This window comes from Microbacterium profundi (assembly GCF_000763375.1).
Lineage (GTDB): Bacteria > Actinomycetota > Actinomycetes > Actinomycetales > Microbacteriaceae > Microbacterium > Microbacterium profundi.
In genome coordinates this window covers 695,881-708,876 of record NZ_JPSY01000001.1, presented here as the reverse complement: position 1 = coordinate 708,876, position 12,996 = coordinate 695,881, and the positions used below count along the sequence as shown (strand labels likewise).

Here is a 12,996-nt window from a genome sequence, read left to right as displayed (position 1 = left end):
TCCTACCGGTTGCGGTTCTGTGAGGAGCGGATGCTGAGGGTCGAGGGCACCGGATCGCCGGACGGAAGCCGTGCCCACCGGGAGCGGTCGAGGACGACCGGCAGTGAGTAGCGATGCCGCGGGTCGTGGGGTCGCAGTGCATGCTGCACGGCGACGGCGATCCGGAACAGCCCGGTGCGGACGGGCCCGTGCAGGCGCTGGAAGTAGCGGATCCGGTTGACGGAGATGAGCGCGACCAGCGGAGCCGGCTGTCCGGACCCCGATCCCTCGTGCCGGGCGACCGCGTCCGGGACATAGCGCACGCGAAAGCCCTGTGAACGGGCACGCCGCGCATAATCGGTCTCCTCGGAATACAGGAAGTACATCGCCGAATCCCAGTCGCCGACGGCGCGATCGCATGCCGCTGAAATGAGCAGCGCCGCACCTCCCGCCCAGGCCACATCATGCGCTCGCTCGTAGTCGCGATCCGCCCGCAACGTTTCCGCGAGCCATGCTGGACGGCCCCGCCAGCGGTTACCGAAGATCGAGTCTCCCAGTGCTCGCATCACGGTCGGCTCCCGGCGCAGGCTGTCGAAACGCTCTTCGTGGTCGAGCCCGCGCAGTTGGGGCGCAGCGATCCCGACGGTGGGATCGTCGTCGATGACCTGCAGCAGTCCCGCGAGCATCTCCGGTTCCACAGTGAGATCCGGGTTGAGGATCGCCACGTGTTCGCCTTCTCGCACATACGTGCGTCCGACGTTGATGCCCCCCGAGTATCCGAGGTTCGCCCCAGTGGCGATCACCAGGGCACGTGGCTCTCGGCCGGCGACGATCAGGGTGTCATCGGCTGAACCGTTGTCGACGATGATCGCTCGCACCTCGACTGTGCTGGTGTCCAGGGACGCGAGCAGTTCGGGAAGTGTTGCCGAGCTGTTGTAGGTGACGATGATCGCGGCGACGCGAGCCGAGGCATCGTCAGCGTCGAGAAGTGTCATCGCGCTCCCAACGTTCTTGTCGGCCTCGCCGAGCGAGCCGCGTGCTCAGGGCGATCGCGATGTACACCATGGCGTCGATCGCGGTCAGGGGAGATCGGACCGTCCCGAGCAGTTCGCGCAGGACACCACCGGGGTCGTGCCCGTCCGTCGGCTCCGGTGCGGATTCTCGAGCGCCGCTGAGGTTGCGCCTGCTGATCGCGATGAGGGAGGAGACGGTGCGGGGCACGCGCACGGCGACGGGCGCGGTGTCGATCACTGTCTTCTCGTCGGGGGAGAACAGGCGGTCGACCCACAGATCGTCACCGGTCACCTCAGGGAAACGTCCGAGTCGACGATGGCCTTCCTCCGACAGGCCGTACACGCCTGCGCCCCACATCGCCTGCCGAAGCGATGGCATGCGTGATCGCGCGCGGTAGTACGCCTGGACGATCGGGCCGGTGTCGGTCGTGACGAACTCCGATTCTGGTCGGGCGGCCTGCCATCTCTGTGCGGTCAGTGCGGATGCCGTCGCTCTGATGCTCTGCTCCGTGACGACGATGTCCGCGTCGAGGTAGATGCGGGGCCAGGCACTGGCGTGCTCGTCGCCGAGGTTGAGGGCGTTCGTCTTCGACGCGATGTCCGACTCGATGATCACCACGCCGGTGAACGCACGAGCCACATCTGCGGTTCGATCGGTGCAGGCATTGCATACGACGATCACGTCGAGGGCGCCTCGTTCGGCGGCGGATGCCAGCGGCTCGAGAGTGCGGGCGATCACTCGTTCCTCATTATGGGCGGGGATGATCACGGATGCCGTCGGCTGCGGCGGTGCAAGCGTCACGGTGTCTCCTTCTGCTCGTTCGGCGTATGCCAGACTCGTCCCATGCCGACGCCTGCGCCCCGACCGAGATGGGTTCTCTGGGCGCTCGTCGCGTACGCGGCTGCGGCCGGCATCCTGCTGCTCTCACCGATCGGCCCCGGCAGGATCCTCGAGGTCGTCGTTGAATGGATGCGCGACGACGTGGGCATCCCGGGTTTCCGGCAGGGCTGGATCGAAGCTCCGGCAAATGTCGTGCTGTTCATCCCGCTTGGCTTCCTGTTGACGCTGCTGTTCCGCAAGGCGTGGGCCGGTGTGCTGCTGGCGTTGGTGCTGTCGGTCTCGGCCGAGCTGGTGCAAGCATTGCTGCCGGCCAGATCGACGAGCGCGCGAGACGTCGTTGCGAATGCGTTGGGTGCAGTGATCGGCGCCGTACTGGCATGGCTGTTCGTCGTGTTGAGGCGCGGCCGAATCAGGCGGGGGAGCGCCGCACCGCGAGGTACGCGGGCGGACCCTCGATGAGGTAACGGCGGGCGAGACGCTTGGGCTCGAGCATCAGTCGCCAGGCCCATTCCATGCCTGCGTCCGAGATCCACCTCGGTGCGCGAGAGACACGACCGGCGAGGAAATCGACGACGGCGCCGAACGCGAGCAGCGCGCCCGCACCGGTCGCGGCACCATATTCGGCGATCCATTGCTCCTGCCGAGGCTTGCCCAGGCATACGAGCACGATGTCGGCCCTGGCATTCCGGATCTCGGCCGCGATCCGCGAGGAAGTCGCGGGCGAGGCGAGCTCCTCGCGGCTCGGCGTCCAATGCCCGGCGAAGCGGACCTGCGGCCAGTCGGTCTCGAGCCGTGCGCGCAGAGCACCGGTGACCTCGGGCATTCCGCCGAGCACGGCGATGGACAGGCCCCGTGCGCCTGCGTCGTCGAGCACGGGTCCGATCAGGTCGCTGCCGGACAGCTTCGGACACGGGGTGCCGGTGACGCGCCGCGCCTGCTGTGCGATGGGTGCGCCGTCGACAAGGTTGAGCCATTCCAGCGAGTCATCGACCGGAGCGGCTGCGATGTGCCGTGCGGCCAGCCGCGATGTGCCGAAGTGGTGCACGTGGTCGAGGTTGATGGAGATGACGGCGAGCGGACGTGTGCCGTAGCGCGCGGCGGCATCGGAGATGATGCCGCGCGCGTCCTCGTCATCGATGAGGTGCACTGGCGTGCCGTCGATGTCAAGTGACGGGATGCCGGTGATCAGCGATCCGGAGACGGCTCCGCTGACGCGATCGATGAGAGACATCAGTACGCTCCCTTCGGAGCGAACATCACTTTCGCCGTGCGCCACATGATCTGCAGGTCGGTGATCACCGACCAGTTCTCGACGTAGCGCAGGTCGAGCCGGATGCTCTCGTCCCAGCTGAGGTCGCTGCGACCCGACACCTGCCAGAGACCGGTGATGCCGGGCTTGATGTACAGCCGGCGCGAGACTGTGCCGTCGTAGTCCCTGACCTCGCTGGGCAGTGGCGGCCGTGGTCCGACGACGCTCATATCGCCTAGGAGCACGTTCCAAAACTGCGGCAACTCGTCGAACGAGAGCTTGCGAAGTACTTTGCCGACGCGCGTGACACGCGGATCGTCCTTCAGCTTGAACAGGAGTCCCGCACCGTCGTGCTGTGCTTTGAGAGCGGCGAGCTTCTGCTCGGCATCCGCGTGCATCGTACGGAACTTGACGATCTGGAATGGCTTCCCATCCCGGCCCACGCGTTCTTGGAAGAAGAACACGGAGCCGGGAGAATCGAGCTTGATCAGCAGCGCCAGCGCCGGGGTCATCACGATGATCGGAACCAGTGCGATGGCCGACACGACGATGTCGAGGGCGCGCTTGAGCAGGTGCTTCGCACCTTCATAGGTCGGGATCTGCATCTTGATCAACGGCAGACCGTCGACCGGGATGAAAGAGAGCCGGGGCCCGGCGACATCGGCGAGGCGGTTGGAGAGAACCAGCTCTGCGGCGGTTCCCTCGAGCTCCCATCCGAGACGCTTGACGAAGTCGGGATCGCGTTCTGGGCGGCCGGCGACGACGATCGTGTCGGCCCTGAGCTCGACCGCGACCTGAGCGACCGAATTGAGATTTCCGAGCACGGGCACGGTGGCTTGGTCGAGTGTCAGTTCGCGCGCATTGCCGTCGAGCAGAGTGGCGCCGACGACCTGGTAGCCACCGGCTCCGGCAACGTGCAGCGCACGCGCCACGTATTCGACTTCATCGCGGTTGCCGACGACGAGGGTTCGTGAGGTGAATCGGCCATGGCGGCGCTGGTTGCTCAACCAGCGCCGCCACGACCACCGACTCATCAGAAGGCCGAGCAGGCCCATGGGGAGGGTGATGAGCACGGTGATCCGCATCGAGTCCCAGTCGAGCACCACTGCAGCGAACGCCATCATTCCGATGGCGAGGCCGGAGGCATGCGCAATGCCTCGGTACTCGGCGAAACTCGAACCGAAGAGCGCCGTGACGCTCGTGCGCATGGCGAGCAGCGTGGCGAACCACACCGCCGCCAGCAGCACACATCGCGTCGCGACATTCACGGGCGGTTCACCCTGTTGCAGCTGGAATACCGCAGCGACGCCCGTGGCGATCGCGATCACGGCTGCATCCGTTGCGCCGAGGCGGACGCGGTGCGACCGTTCCCATTGCAGACGGTGCTCCAACGTCGCCGAGATACGCGGCATGGAAGCCGTGATCTTCTCGACCCGGACGCGCGGAATCGTGGTCGCTATAGCGACTGATTCCTCGCGTGTCAGACTCAGGGCATCGTCGACGGACGTCATGTCCGGCGGCCCTCAGCCGTGAATGTACGCAAAAATCCCCAGTGCGACATTATTTCCCCAGTTTTATCCCCAGCCCGCACGTCCCACACGCACGGGTTATCTGCCATCGCAGGTGTTCACGATGCTGCATGACGACGTGACCCCAGATCACGTTGTGAGTGCCGATTCCCAGCGACATTCACGGTCTTGCAGTTCAGATGCTCGTCACACTAGCGGAACCCGCGCCCGAAGGAAAGCCATAAAGCGGTGTTCCCACGAAATCGCTTGCCGGCGGAGCGGCGCCCGGCCGCAGTGAGGACGATTCCGCTCGAGCTTTGCCGCACCAACGCGATTTCTCACGTGCTGGCGACGCCGCTGCGGTGCCGCGTCACCTAAGCCGACCGAGCCGTTCGCACGTCGACGCCGTCGACGGGCATGCTTCTCCAATGCGGCCACTCGGGTGGTGGATCCCATGCCCACCGGATCGCCGATCGGCTGGTGAGAGGGATCGGCTCCCGAGCAGCACCGCCCCCGCCAGCACCGTCCCCGGCAGCACCGCCCCGGATACCACCACTCCCGCGGCCGCGTCGGCCGGGCGGATGGAGCATGAACCTGCCGAGTCCTTCACGCGTGATCTTCCACCCGTTGTTGTGCAGCAGCATGTGGTGATGTCGGCAGAGCAGAATGCCGCGGTCGATATCGGTGAGCCCCAGATCTTCATGCCAATGGTCGCAGTGATGCGCCTCGCAATAGGACGCCGGGACGCGACATTCCGGGAACATGCATCCGCCGTCGCGAACGGCCAGCGCGACGCGCTGTTTCGCGGTGAAGAGTCGCTGTTCGCGACCGACATCGAGCGGATTGCCGCAGCTGTCCACGATGACGCTCCGGCTGCCGACCGTGCACAGGTTCCGGTCGACCACGCTCCCGGGAAGCGCATCGCCGCGATCTTCGAGGTGTCCGGTGGCGAGCATCCGTCCGAACGCATCGCGCACGCCGACTGCTCCCTCGACCGTGACGATTCTGATCCCCGGCTGGCGAGCGCCGTACACGTCCGCCGCGTTGGCGAGTGCCCCGGCGCGCAGGATGTCTGCGAACAGGTCGTAGGCGATCTGGTCGTTCGTGCGCGGATCGTTCACGAGCGCGCTCGCGGCTGCGCGTTCCTCATCGGTCATGAACCTCGGTCCGCCCCGGCGGGGGCGCATCGCCGCATCGCGGATCGAGTCGAGCCACGCGGCCGTCTCGTCATCGGAGATGATGTGCGTGTGGTGCTGTCCGTCCGCGTTGCGCCACGAGCGCCATGATCGCGCCGCGTACGAGCGCTCGAAGCGTTCCTGCACGCCTTGCGGGTCGAGGGCGTCGCGCACCTGTCGCGCGCGACGCGCGAGATCTTCGACGGCCATGTCGGCGGCCTCTGCCACGAGCTGGGCCGCGGCGAGCGACCATACCTCGATTATCGCGTCCGTCGGGCGGTCGGCGCCGTCGCGGGCGGGAGGCTGGCCCATTCCGCGGAAGATCGCATCGTGCTGCGCTGGCGTGATCTTGCCCTCGAACAATGCCTGTCGTAACGGCTCGTGCCAAGGCATCTGCACGTCGTGATCGCTCGGCGAAGCACCCGGGCCGGCCGCGTCGCCGGCCTCCGCACCGGCACCGACACCGCCGGTGGCGCCGTCGCTGGCGCTGTCTCCTGCGCCCGCACCGGTGTTGCCGTCCCAGGCTCCCGTGGTACCCGACCCCGCGGCATCCGACGCCCCGCGGCCCGCACCGTCGCCCCAGCCAGCGCTGTCACCGCCCCAGCCGGACTCGGCGCCATCTCCGTCGTCATTGCCTGAGCCGCTTCCGCCTGAACCATCCCGGAAGCCCGCACCCGCAGCATCCGCACCCTCGATCAACGTCTCGCCCAACCGCACGGCGCGCGCCGCGTCTGTACGCGTGCCGCCGACGATCGACTGCACCAGCGACACCGCATTGCGGTGCCCGCGCGTCGCCGCCAACCCGGAATGCCCGGCCTCGCGCCGCGACCGCTCTGCGACCACTCCGGCGCCCACCGTCAGCATCCGCTCTGCGCAGTTCGCAACCGCCGCCGCACCGGCGAGCGCAGCGATGACCGCGTCGTCGTCGAGCCCGCGCATGGCCGTCAGCAGGACGTCGATATCGACGTCACCCATGCGCGTTTCCAACCCCTCGAGGGTGTCGCGCAACTCGCTGAAAATGGCCATACTTCATAGTGGCAGAAGCCGCAGACATTCGAACATAGATTCGTAAATCTGTGGAGAACCCGCGTCGACAGACTCAGCAAACGGATGCTGCGTACCGAGGTCCCTGAGCCTGTCCAGAGCCGCACGGACCGCTAGGCTCCGGCATATGACGTCGCTCCGAACTCGGTCCTCCGCTCGACACGCTGCGATTGCGATCGGTGCGGCGCTGCTCCTCGTGGGTGCCACCGGTTGCACGGCGATCGCCGGGCCGGATGAAGCGTTGAACACCCCTACGCCGACCCCGACAGCCACCCCGACAGGCACCCCGTCAACCGCCGAGACGACGGCCGCAGACGACGAGGCCACGTGCTCAGGGTTTGCCGACATCCAGACGATCCTGCTCAACGCGGATACCGCCCTCCACCAGGACCGCATGGGTCAGAAGGAGAGGAACGCCTGGTACAGCCTCGCGTCTCGTTTTCTCGGCGACATCCCGTCGGCTGACGAGGGTCCGGTGGCCGAAGCGCTCGCGACGCTCAAGCAGGACTTTCCCGCGGTTCAGGATCTGAATCCCACCGACATCGGCTCAGAGGAGTGGTACGTCCCCGCAGCCGTGCTCTTCGACGCCTGCGATGCGGCAGGGTTCACGGTCATCACGAACGCCTTCACGGGAGGCTGAACAGCTTCGACGACGAGCTCAGCGAGCCGTCAGACGCTCAGCGAGCGGATGCTGCGATGCCACGCCCACCTACGGCGTGCCACGCCACTTACGGCGCAGCGCAGAGACCCCTTACGGCGCAGCGCAAATCCGGAACAACCCACCGTCCGCGAGCTCGTCGGTGGCGCATTCCGCCCCAGTCAAGCGCGGCACGTCCGCCATGGCGACGGCGTCGAACAGCCCGACGTGCGCGCCGGTCATCACGACCGGAGCGACCGCAGCACCCCACGGCTCGGCCGCGAGCCACTCGACGTCGTTCTCCTCGACCCATTTCTGAAGCGGTGCGACGGCCGCGCGCTGCGTCTCGAGCGTGAGCCACGGCGACTGAGTCGCAGCGACCGAGTGCACGGCAGCCCCTGCGCCGAGCCCCAGAACAACGACCCCCATCGCGACAACCGACACGACACGCAGCGCTGGCCGGCGCAGCATCCGCTGGGCACCCCACACCGCACCGGCGGCGAGGATCGGGAAGAACGCGAACACGCCGGGGGCCGGATGACGCACCCACAGCGGCAGGTGCGACGCGGTCGCCCACCAGCCGACGAACGCGAGAGCGCCGACCGCTGCGGCGCCAAGATAAACGAGAACATCAGAAGAAACTGACCCCCGCGAAACCCACAGCCCGCCGACGATCAGCACGATCGACACCACCGCGACGAGGAGCGCGACCCACACCGGCACCGACCACGATTCGGCGAGCGTCGTGATCTTCTGCACCACGGTCGTCGGCTCACCGGGTTGGCCGCCGCTGCGCACGAACCCGAGCAGTGCACGCAGGTGGTCGATGAATCCGCTGAAGCCGAACGTGATCAGCGCGGCGAGTTCGAACAGGAACGTCGGCAGCGCCAGGAACACCAGCGGCACCCACGACCGTCGCAAGAACGAGACAACGCGCGCCCGCCCCGTCCCCGGGGCGAGCAGGAACAGTGCCACGGCGAACGCGGGCAGCGCGAGCAGCGCGATGAGCTTCGCCTGCACGGCGAGCCCGACCAGCAGCCCCGCGAGCCATGCGCGCCGCGGCAGCACGACAAGCGCCCACACGAGCAGTGCCGCGGCGGGGATCTCGCCGAGCAGATCAGCCGGCCCCTGAATCGGCGAGACCGTGGCCGATGTCGTGAACGCGAGCGGCACGGCGACGGCGACGAGGGCGGCCCAGCGTCCACCGATGCGACGTCCGATCACCCACAGGCCGGCAAGCAACAGCATCCAGTACGCGAGCGGCACCAGCCGCGCGCCGATGACCGGGTCGATGCCGGTCGCGAGCACAGCGGCGACCGGCAGCAGCACTGCGGGACCGGTCGAGATACGCACATCGAACAGGGTGATCGTCGACCCCGAGAGCGCACCGTCGCTCGCGTAGCCGAGACCGGCGAGCAGGTTGCGCGGCACGGTGAGGTTGAACGCCTCGTCTTCCCAGAACCGCCAGACCGTCAGGCTCTGCCACGCGACGAGCACGTGCCCGATGAGCAGCGCCGCGGCCAGCACCCAGAAGACGATGGAGCGAGCTCTGATCATGTCAATCGGCAGATCCAGGGCGGCGGATGCTGCGCAGCGGTGCCGACGGACGCAGCGACAGCGTCCACACCTCCTGCAGCGCGGCGATCGCGAACTGGCGCAGACGCTTGGGCGGCAGACGCAGGTCGGCGGCGCGGCCCCACATGGTGCCACTCGTCGATTCGCCGCGGCGCGGGATGCTGGCCACGCGCACGTAGCGAACGATGAAGCCGCCACGTGCCTCGGCGAGCGAGAAGTGCACGTGCGGCACGCTCGCGTCGGTGGGCACGGCATCCACCAGAGTCTGCAGAGCAGACGGACGGTAGGCGCGCAGGGGAGTGTTGACGTCGGGAATGCGACGACCGGATGCTGCGGCGATCAGCAGCCCGACAGCCCCGGTGAGCACCTTGCGGTACCAGGGGTCGGTGCGTCCGTCGCGCACGCCGTGCACGACATCGGCTCCGGTGGACTCGGCCGCGGTGATGAGGCGCACGAAGTCGGCGCCGAGGAACTGTCCGTCCCCATCGACATGCACGAGCAGGTCGGGTTCGGATGCGAGGCCCGCGCAATATGCGGCCAGCGCCGTCGGGCCGTGGCCGCGGTTGGCCGGCTGTGTCTGCACGTCGACGTCTGCCACGTCGTCGAAGACGGGGGCTGTGTCATCGGTCGAGCGGTCGTCGGCGATGACGAACGTGACGCGTGCGGCAAGCGGGGAGACGTGGTCGCGGATCTCGTCGATGAAGCCTCGGATGCCTTCGGCTTCGTTGTAGGCCGGCATGACGATGGCGAGATGAGAGAAGGTCAAAGAGGTTCCTCGGCGGGCGTGTGCGGCGAGAGTACGCGCACGAAGTAGCCTAGTCGAGTGAAGATCCCTGCCCGACTGCGCCGCCTCGCCGGCGTGGGAAGCCGCTTCCTCGTCGTCGGTGCACTCATGTCGTCAGCGTCGCGCGGGCGTCCTGCGTGAGCAGATAGAGCGTCCGTCGCTCCTCTGGGAACGGCGTGAATCCGAACCGTTCGTAGAATCCCACGACCGTGTCGTTGATCGCGTGAACAAGGACGGCGTGGATACCGATGGTTTCGGCAGCCTCCAACGCCCGGCCTGTCGCATGCTGAAGCAGCGAGTAGCCCAGACCTCGACCTTTGAACTCTTCGTCGACAGCGAGTCGGCCGAGCAGGACGATCGGAATCGACGTGGGCATCCCTTTTGCAAGTTGTGGCGGGCCGTCTTCGCGCTCCAAGGAACTCGAAGAGAGACAGTAGTAGCCGGCTACGCGCCCTTCTCTCGTGACGGAGACCATCGTTCGAGATGCTCCTGACTTCTCGTTTCCGCGGGCGCGTCCACGTAGCCAGACGTCCAGGCTCTCCTCTCCGGAGCGGAAGTCGGAGAGTTTGTCTCCCGCGGCAAGCGGCCGTGGGATCAGGAAATCAGTCAACGAAGACAGGCTTCCGAGTCATCAGTTCCCGCAACTCGCCGATCGCTCGAGGGGGCTCGTCCATGAGCCTGGAGAACGTGTCAAAGCGCGACGCCTCGATGCGGAGTTGCCGCTCGGCCTGTATCACTTCTTGAGCGCGCTCAACCAGCACGTCGGCCGAAAAGTCGGTGACAGTGCGTCCTTGGATTGCCGCAGCGGCCTCAATCGTCTGCTTCTGATCAGCAGTGACACGGAACTCCACGCGTGCGTCCTTCAACGGTGTACTAGCCATAGCTCCAGTGTACGGCAAATCGCCGGACAGTCACGCTGGCTGTCGGCAATTGCGAACCGGTCGTCGGCGACGAACGTGGCGTGTGCGGCGAGAGTACGCGCACGAAGTAGCCTGGTCGAGTGAAGATCCCTGCCCGCCTACGCCGCCTTGTGGGCGTGGGAAGCCGTTTCCTCGTCGTCGGTGCACTCAGCACGGTCATCGAGATCGCGGTGTTCAACCTGCTCGTGTTCGTCTGGGGCTGGGACCCGGTGCTGTCGAAGATCGTGGCGTCTCTCGTCGCGCTGGTCAACGCCTACATCGGCAACCGGGAGTGGACGTTCCGGCACCGCGACCGCCGCGGACGCGTCTCCGAACTCGTGCTCTTTCTCGGCGTGAACCTCGCCTGCACGCTGCTGGGAGCCGCGCTCGTCTGGCTCGGCGTCGAAGCATTGACGGCGATCGTCGGGCACGCGACGGGCGCGCTGGCGCTCAACATCGTGAACCTCATCAGCATCGTGATTGTGGTGCTGATCCGCTTCGTGCTGTACCACAAGGTGGTCTTCCGGGGCGCTCCCGCCAGCTGAGCGGGCGGACGGCTGGACCTGAGGAAAGACGAACTCGGCCCTAGAGTGCCAGCGCACCGGCGAGATACGGTAACGACAGCTATACTGCTCACTAACAGCTATTGTGGTCACTGCAGTAACCACTAAGTGTCGAGGGGCGTGTTCTCATGGCTCAATCAGGACCGGAGCGCGCGCGGCGCATGCGGGAACTCGGAGAGAACCTCCGCGTGTGGCGCAAAGCACAACGTCTGACCACCGAGATCGTTGCGCAGCGCGCCGGCATCACTCGCGGCACACTGCGCAATATCGAGAACGGTGAAGGCAGTGTCCGCTTCGAGAACCTCTTCGCCGTGCTCGAAGTATTGGGCCTGGAGCGTGGGGTGCTTGATGCCACCGACCCCTCCACATCCGTACGCGGCCGTGCTCTGCTCGAGGACGGACTACCCGAGCGGGTGAGGCTATGAAGCTCTGGGTCGATGTGCAGCTGCCGAGCGGAAGCGTCGTGCCGGCCGGCACGATCGAAGACATCGGCGGGCGCGGCCGCGGTCGTGGCGGGGGCCGGGCGGGCACCGTTTCGTTCTCATACGCACCCGACTACCTCGTCTCGCCCAGCGCCTATCCGCTCGCGCCGTCGCTTCCGCTCACTCCGGGGACCTTCTCTCCTTCGGGCAGCAGAGCGATGCTCGCAGGCCTCGCCGACAGCCAGCCGGATCTGTGGGGGCGCCGGTTGATCGATGCCTCCCGACGGCGGCGTGCACAGCGGGCCGGTGCGGTCCCCTCCCGTGCGAGTGAGGTCGAGATCCTCGCCGCCGTGCCCGATGCCACCCGGCAAGGCGCTCTGCGCTACCGCCTGATCGAAGACGCTGATGCTGGACATGTTGCCGCGGCACCTCCCAGTCGTACGCCCACGCTGATGCAGCTGGACACGCTCATCGCCGCCGCACAGGCGTTCGAACACGGAGAGGAGATTTCGGACGACACCGCAGAACTGTTGGCTGCCGGCACCTCGGCGGGAGGCGCGAGGCCGAAGACGAACGTGCTCAGGGAGGATGGATCAATCGCGTTGGCAAAGCTTCCGCGAGATGAGGACTTCGGGGACGCGATGGCCTGGGAAGCCACGGCGCTGCACCTGTCAAGGGACGCCGGCATCACGGTGCCCACCTTCGAGTTGATCCGCGTCGGAGATCGTTCGGTGCTGGTGCTGGACAGGTTCGATCGAACACAGGAGACATCCGGTGCCGGACAGCGCATCGGCTACCTCAGTGCGGACAGTCTGCTGGACAAGAGCCCCGGCGAGCTACGCACCTATGTCGATCTCGCCGAGGCTGTGGGCCGAGAGAGCAGCATCGCCGGGGACACCGCTGAACTGTTTCGCCGCGCCGCCGTGTCGCTGTTGATCAACAACGTCGACGACCACATGCGAAACCATGGGATGCTCCGGTCCAAGTCAGGCTGGCAGCTCTCCCCGGGCTTCGATATCAATCCGTTCTACCGGCACGGAGCAGTGGAATCCACACCGATCTCGGACGTGGATGATCCTGCACGCCGCGACATCCGCAACCTTGTCAATGCGGCCGACGCATTCCGGCTCACGCGCGCACAGGGCATCGAACTCCTTCGCGAGGTCGAGCGCGCCACGTCACGCTGGCGTGAAGTGGGGGCGGGCTACGGTCTCACCTCTGAAGGCCTTGGCGCGATGGCTCATGCGTTCGAGGGCCAGAACCGCGAACGCGTGCTGGAACTCTAACTCTCCCCGAACTGCGCCACC

Annotated in this window: 14 protein-coding genes; 5 read left to right on the top strand and 9 right to left on the bottom strand. The window is 66.8% G+C overall.

All coding sequences use genetic code 11. The annotated features are described in order from the left end of the window. Window positions 1–2 precede the first annotated feature (2 nt). Both JF52_RS0103290 and JF52_RS0103285 read right to left on the bottom strand, forming a co-directional pair. A complete protein-coding gene (locus JF52_RS0103290; protein WP_052166722.1) occupies window positions 3–974 on the bottom strand; it encodes a glycosyltransferase family 2 protein in 972 nt (323 codons plus the stop codon). Further along, window positions 955–1,794 (bottom strand): glycosyltransferase, encoded by an 840-nt coding sequence (locus JF52_RS0103285; protein WP_033105023.1) that lies wholly within the window; start codon window positions 1,792–1,794, stop codon window positions 955–957. The genes JF52_RS0103290 and JF52_RS0103285 overlap by 20 nt, the downstream gene beginning before the upstream one ends. A gap of 42 nt (window positions 1,795–1,836) precedes the next feature. Between JF52_RS0103285 and JF52_RS16410 the strand changes: the two genes are divergently transcribed. Further along, window positions 1,837–2,292, top strand: a complete 456-nt coding sequence (locus JF52_RS16410) for a VanZ family protein (protein ID WP_052166721.1) — start codon at window positions 1,837–1,839, stop codon at window positions 2,290–2,292. Here JF52_RS16410 and JF52_RS0103275 read toward each other — a convergent pair. The 3 genes from JF52_RS0103275 to JF52_RS17920 form a co-directional block, all read right to left on the bottom strand. Further along, window positions 2,243–3,064: a WecB/TagA/CpsF family glycosyltransferase gene (locus tag JF52_RS0103275; protein WP_033105022.1), complete on the bottom strand. Its 822-nt coding sequence runs from the start codon at window positions 3,062–3,064 to the stop codon at window positions 2,243–2,245. The genes JF52_RS16410 and JF52_RS0103275 overlap by 50 nt on opposite strands. Continuing rightward, a complete protein-coding gene (locus tag JF52_RS0103270; protein WP_033105021.1) occupies window positions 3,064–4,593 on the bottom strand; it encodes a sugar transferase in 1,530 nt (509 codons plus the stop codon). Before JF52_RS0103270 ends, JF52_RS0103275 begins: the two co-directional genes overlap by 1 nt. Before the next feature lie 371 nt (window positions 4,594–4,964). After that, complete coding sequence (locus tag JF52_RS17920) at window positions 4,965–6,791, bottom strand: HNH endonuclease signature motif containing protein (protein WP_152594806.1); 1,827 nt, start codon at window positions 6,789–6,791, stop codon at window positions 4,965–4,967. A gap of 145 nt (window positions 6,792–6,936) precedes the next feature. Between JF52_RS17920 and JF52_RS0103260 the strand changes: the two genes are divergently transcribed. After that, window positions 6,937–7,449 (top strand): hypothetical protein, encoded by a 513-nt coding sequence (locus JF52_RS0103260; RefSeq protein ID WP_033105020.1) that lies wholly within the window; start codon window positions 6,937–6,939, stop codon window positions 7,447–7,449. 111 nt (window positions 7,450–7,560) lie between these two features. Here JF52_RS0103260 and JF52_RS0103255 read toward each other — a convergent pair whose 3' ends face one another. From JF52_RS0103255 to JF52_RS0103240, 4 genes are all read right to left on the bottom strand, one after another. Then, on the bottom strand, window positions 7,561–9,003 hold the full coding sequence (locus JF52_RS0103255) for a hypothetical protein (RefSeq protein WP_033105019.1): 1,443 nt from the start codon (window positions 9,001–9,003) through the stop codon (window positions 7,561–7,563). 1 nt (window position 9,004) lies between these two features. Beyond that, the gene (locus tag JF52_RS0103250) at window positions 9,005–9,787 is read right to left on the bottom strand and encodes a glycosyltransferase family 2 protein (protein ID WP_033105018.1); all 783 of its coding nucleotides are present in this window, start codon (window positions 9,785–9,787) and stop codon (window positions 9,005–9,007) included. Between the two features lie 124 nt (window positions 9,788–9,911). Beyond that, window positions 9,912–10,415, bottom strand: coding sequence for a GNAT family N-acetyltransferase (locus tag JF52_RS0103245; protein WP_033105017.1), 504 nt, complete (start codon window positions 10,413–10,415; stop codon window positions 9,912–9,914). Next, window positions 10,408–10,686 (bottom strand): type II toxin-antitoxin system TacA family antitoxin, encoded by a 279-nt coding sequence (locus tag JF52_RS0103240; RefSeq protein WP_033105016.1) that lies wholly within the window; start codon window positions 10,684–10,686, stop codon window positions 10,408–10,410. Before JF52_RS0103240 ends, JF52_RS0103245 begins: the two co-directional genes overlap by 8 nt. A 119-nt stretch (window positions 10,687–10,805) precedes the next feature. Here JF52_RS0103240 and JF52_RS16405 point away from each other — a divergent pair, with 119 nt between their 5' ends. From JF52_RS16405 to JF52_RS0103225, 3 genes are all read left to right on the top strand, one after another. Further along, window positions 10,806–11,249, top strand: a complete 444-nt coding sequence (locus JF52_RS16405) for a GtrA family protein (RefSeq protein WP_084595519.1) — start codon at window positions 10,806–10,808, stop codon at window positions 11,247–11,249. Between the two features lie 146 nt (window positions 11,250–11,395). Then, window positions 11,396–11,692 carry a helix-turn-helix domain-containing protein gene (locus JF52_RS0103230; RefSeq protein ID WP_033105015.1) on the top strand — a complete coding sequence of 99 codons (297 nt, stop codon included), beginning with the start codon at window positions 11,396–11,398 and terminating at the stop codon, window positions 11,690–11,692. Beyond that, window positions 11,689–12,975 (top strand): type II toxin-antitoxin system HipA family toxin, encoded by a 1,287-nt coding sequence (locus JF52_RS0103225; protein WP_052166718.1) that lies wholly within the window; start codon window positions 11,689–11,691, stop codon window positions 12,973–12,975. Before JF52_RS0103230 ends, JF52_RS0103225 begins: the two co-directional genes overlap by 4 nt. The last annotated feature ends 21 nt before the right edge of the window (window positions 12,976–12,996 follow it).

Excerpts from the sequence above, each read along its gene's own strand:
- JF52_RS0103290 (WP_052166722.1), bottom strand. The coding sequence starts at position 974 with ATGACACTTCTCGACGCTGACGATGCCTCGGCTCGCGTCGCCGCGATC.
- JF52_RS16410 (WP_052166721.1), top strand. The coding sequence starts at position 1,837 with ATGCCGACGCCTGCGCCCCGACCGAGATGGGTTCTCTGGGCGCTCGTC.
- JF52_RS0103275 (WP_033105022.1), bottom strand. The coding sequence starts at position 3,064 with ATGTCTCTCATCGATCGCGTCAGCGGAGCCGTCTCCGGATCGCTGATC.
- JF52_RS0103270 (WP_033105021.1), bottom strand. The coding sequence starts at position 4,593 with ATGACGTCCGTCGACGATGCCCTGAGTCTGACACGCGAGGAATCAGTC.
- JF52_RS17920 (WP_152594806.1), bottom strand. The coding sequence starts at position 6,791 with ATGGCCATTTTCAGCGAGTTGCGCGACACCCTCGAGGGGTTGGAAACG.
- JF52_RS0103260 (WP_033105020.1), top strand. The coding sequence starts at position 6,937 with ATGACGTCGCTCCGAACTCGGTCCTCCGCTCGACACGCTGCGATTGCG.
- JF52_RS0103255 (WP_033105019.1), bottom strand. The coding sequence starts at position 9,003 with ATGATCAGAGCTCGCTCCATCGTCTTCTGGGTGCTGGCCGCGGCGCTG.
- JF52_RS0103240 (WP_033105016.1), bottom strand. The coding sequence starts at position 10,686 with ATGGCTAGTACACCGTTGAAGGACGCACGCGTGGAGTTCCGTGTCACT.
- JF52_RS0103230 (WP_033105015.1), top strand. The coding sequence starts at position 11,396 with ATGGCTCAATCAGGACCGGAGCGCGCGCGGCGCATGCGGGAACTCGGA.
- JF52_RS0103225 (WP_052166718.1), top strand. The coding sequence starts at position 11,689 with ATGAAGCTCTGGGTCGATGTGCAGCTGCCGAGCGGAAGCGTCGTGCCG.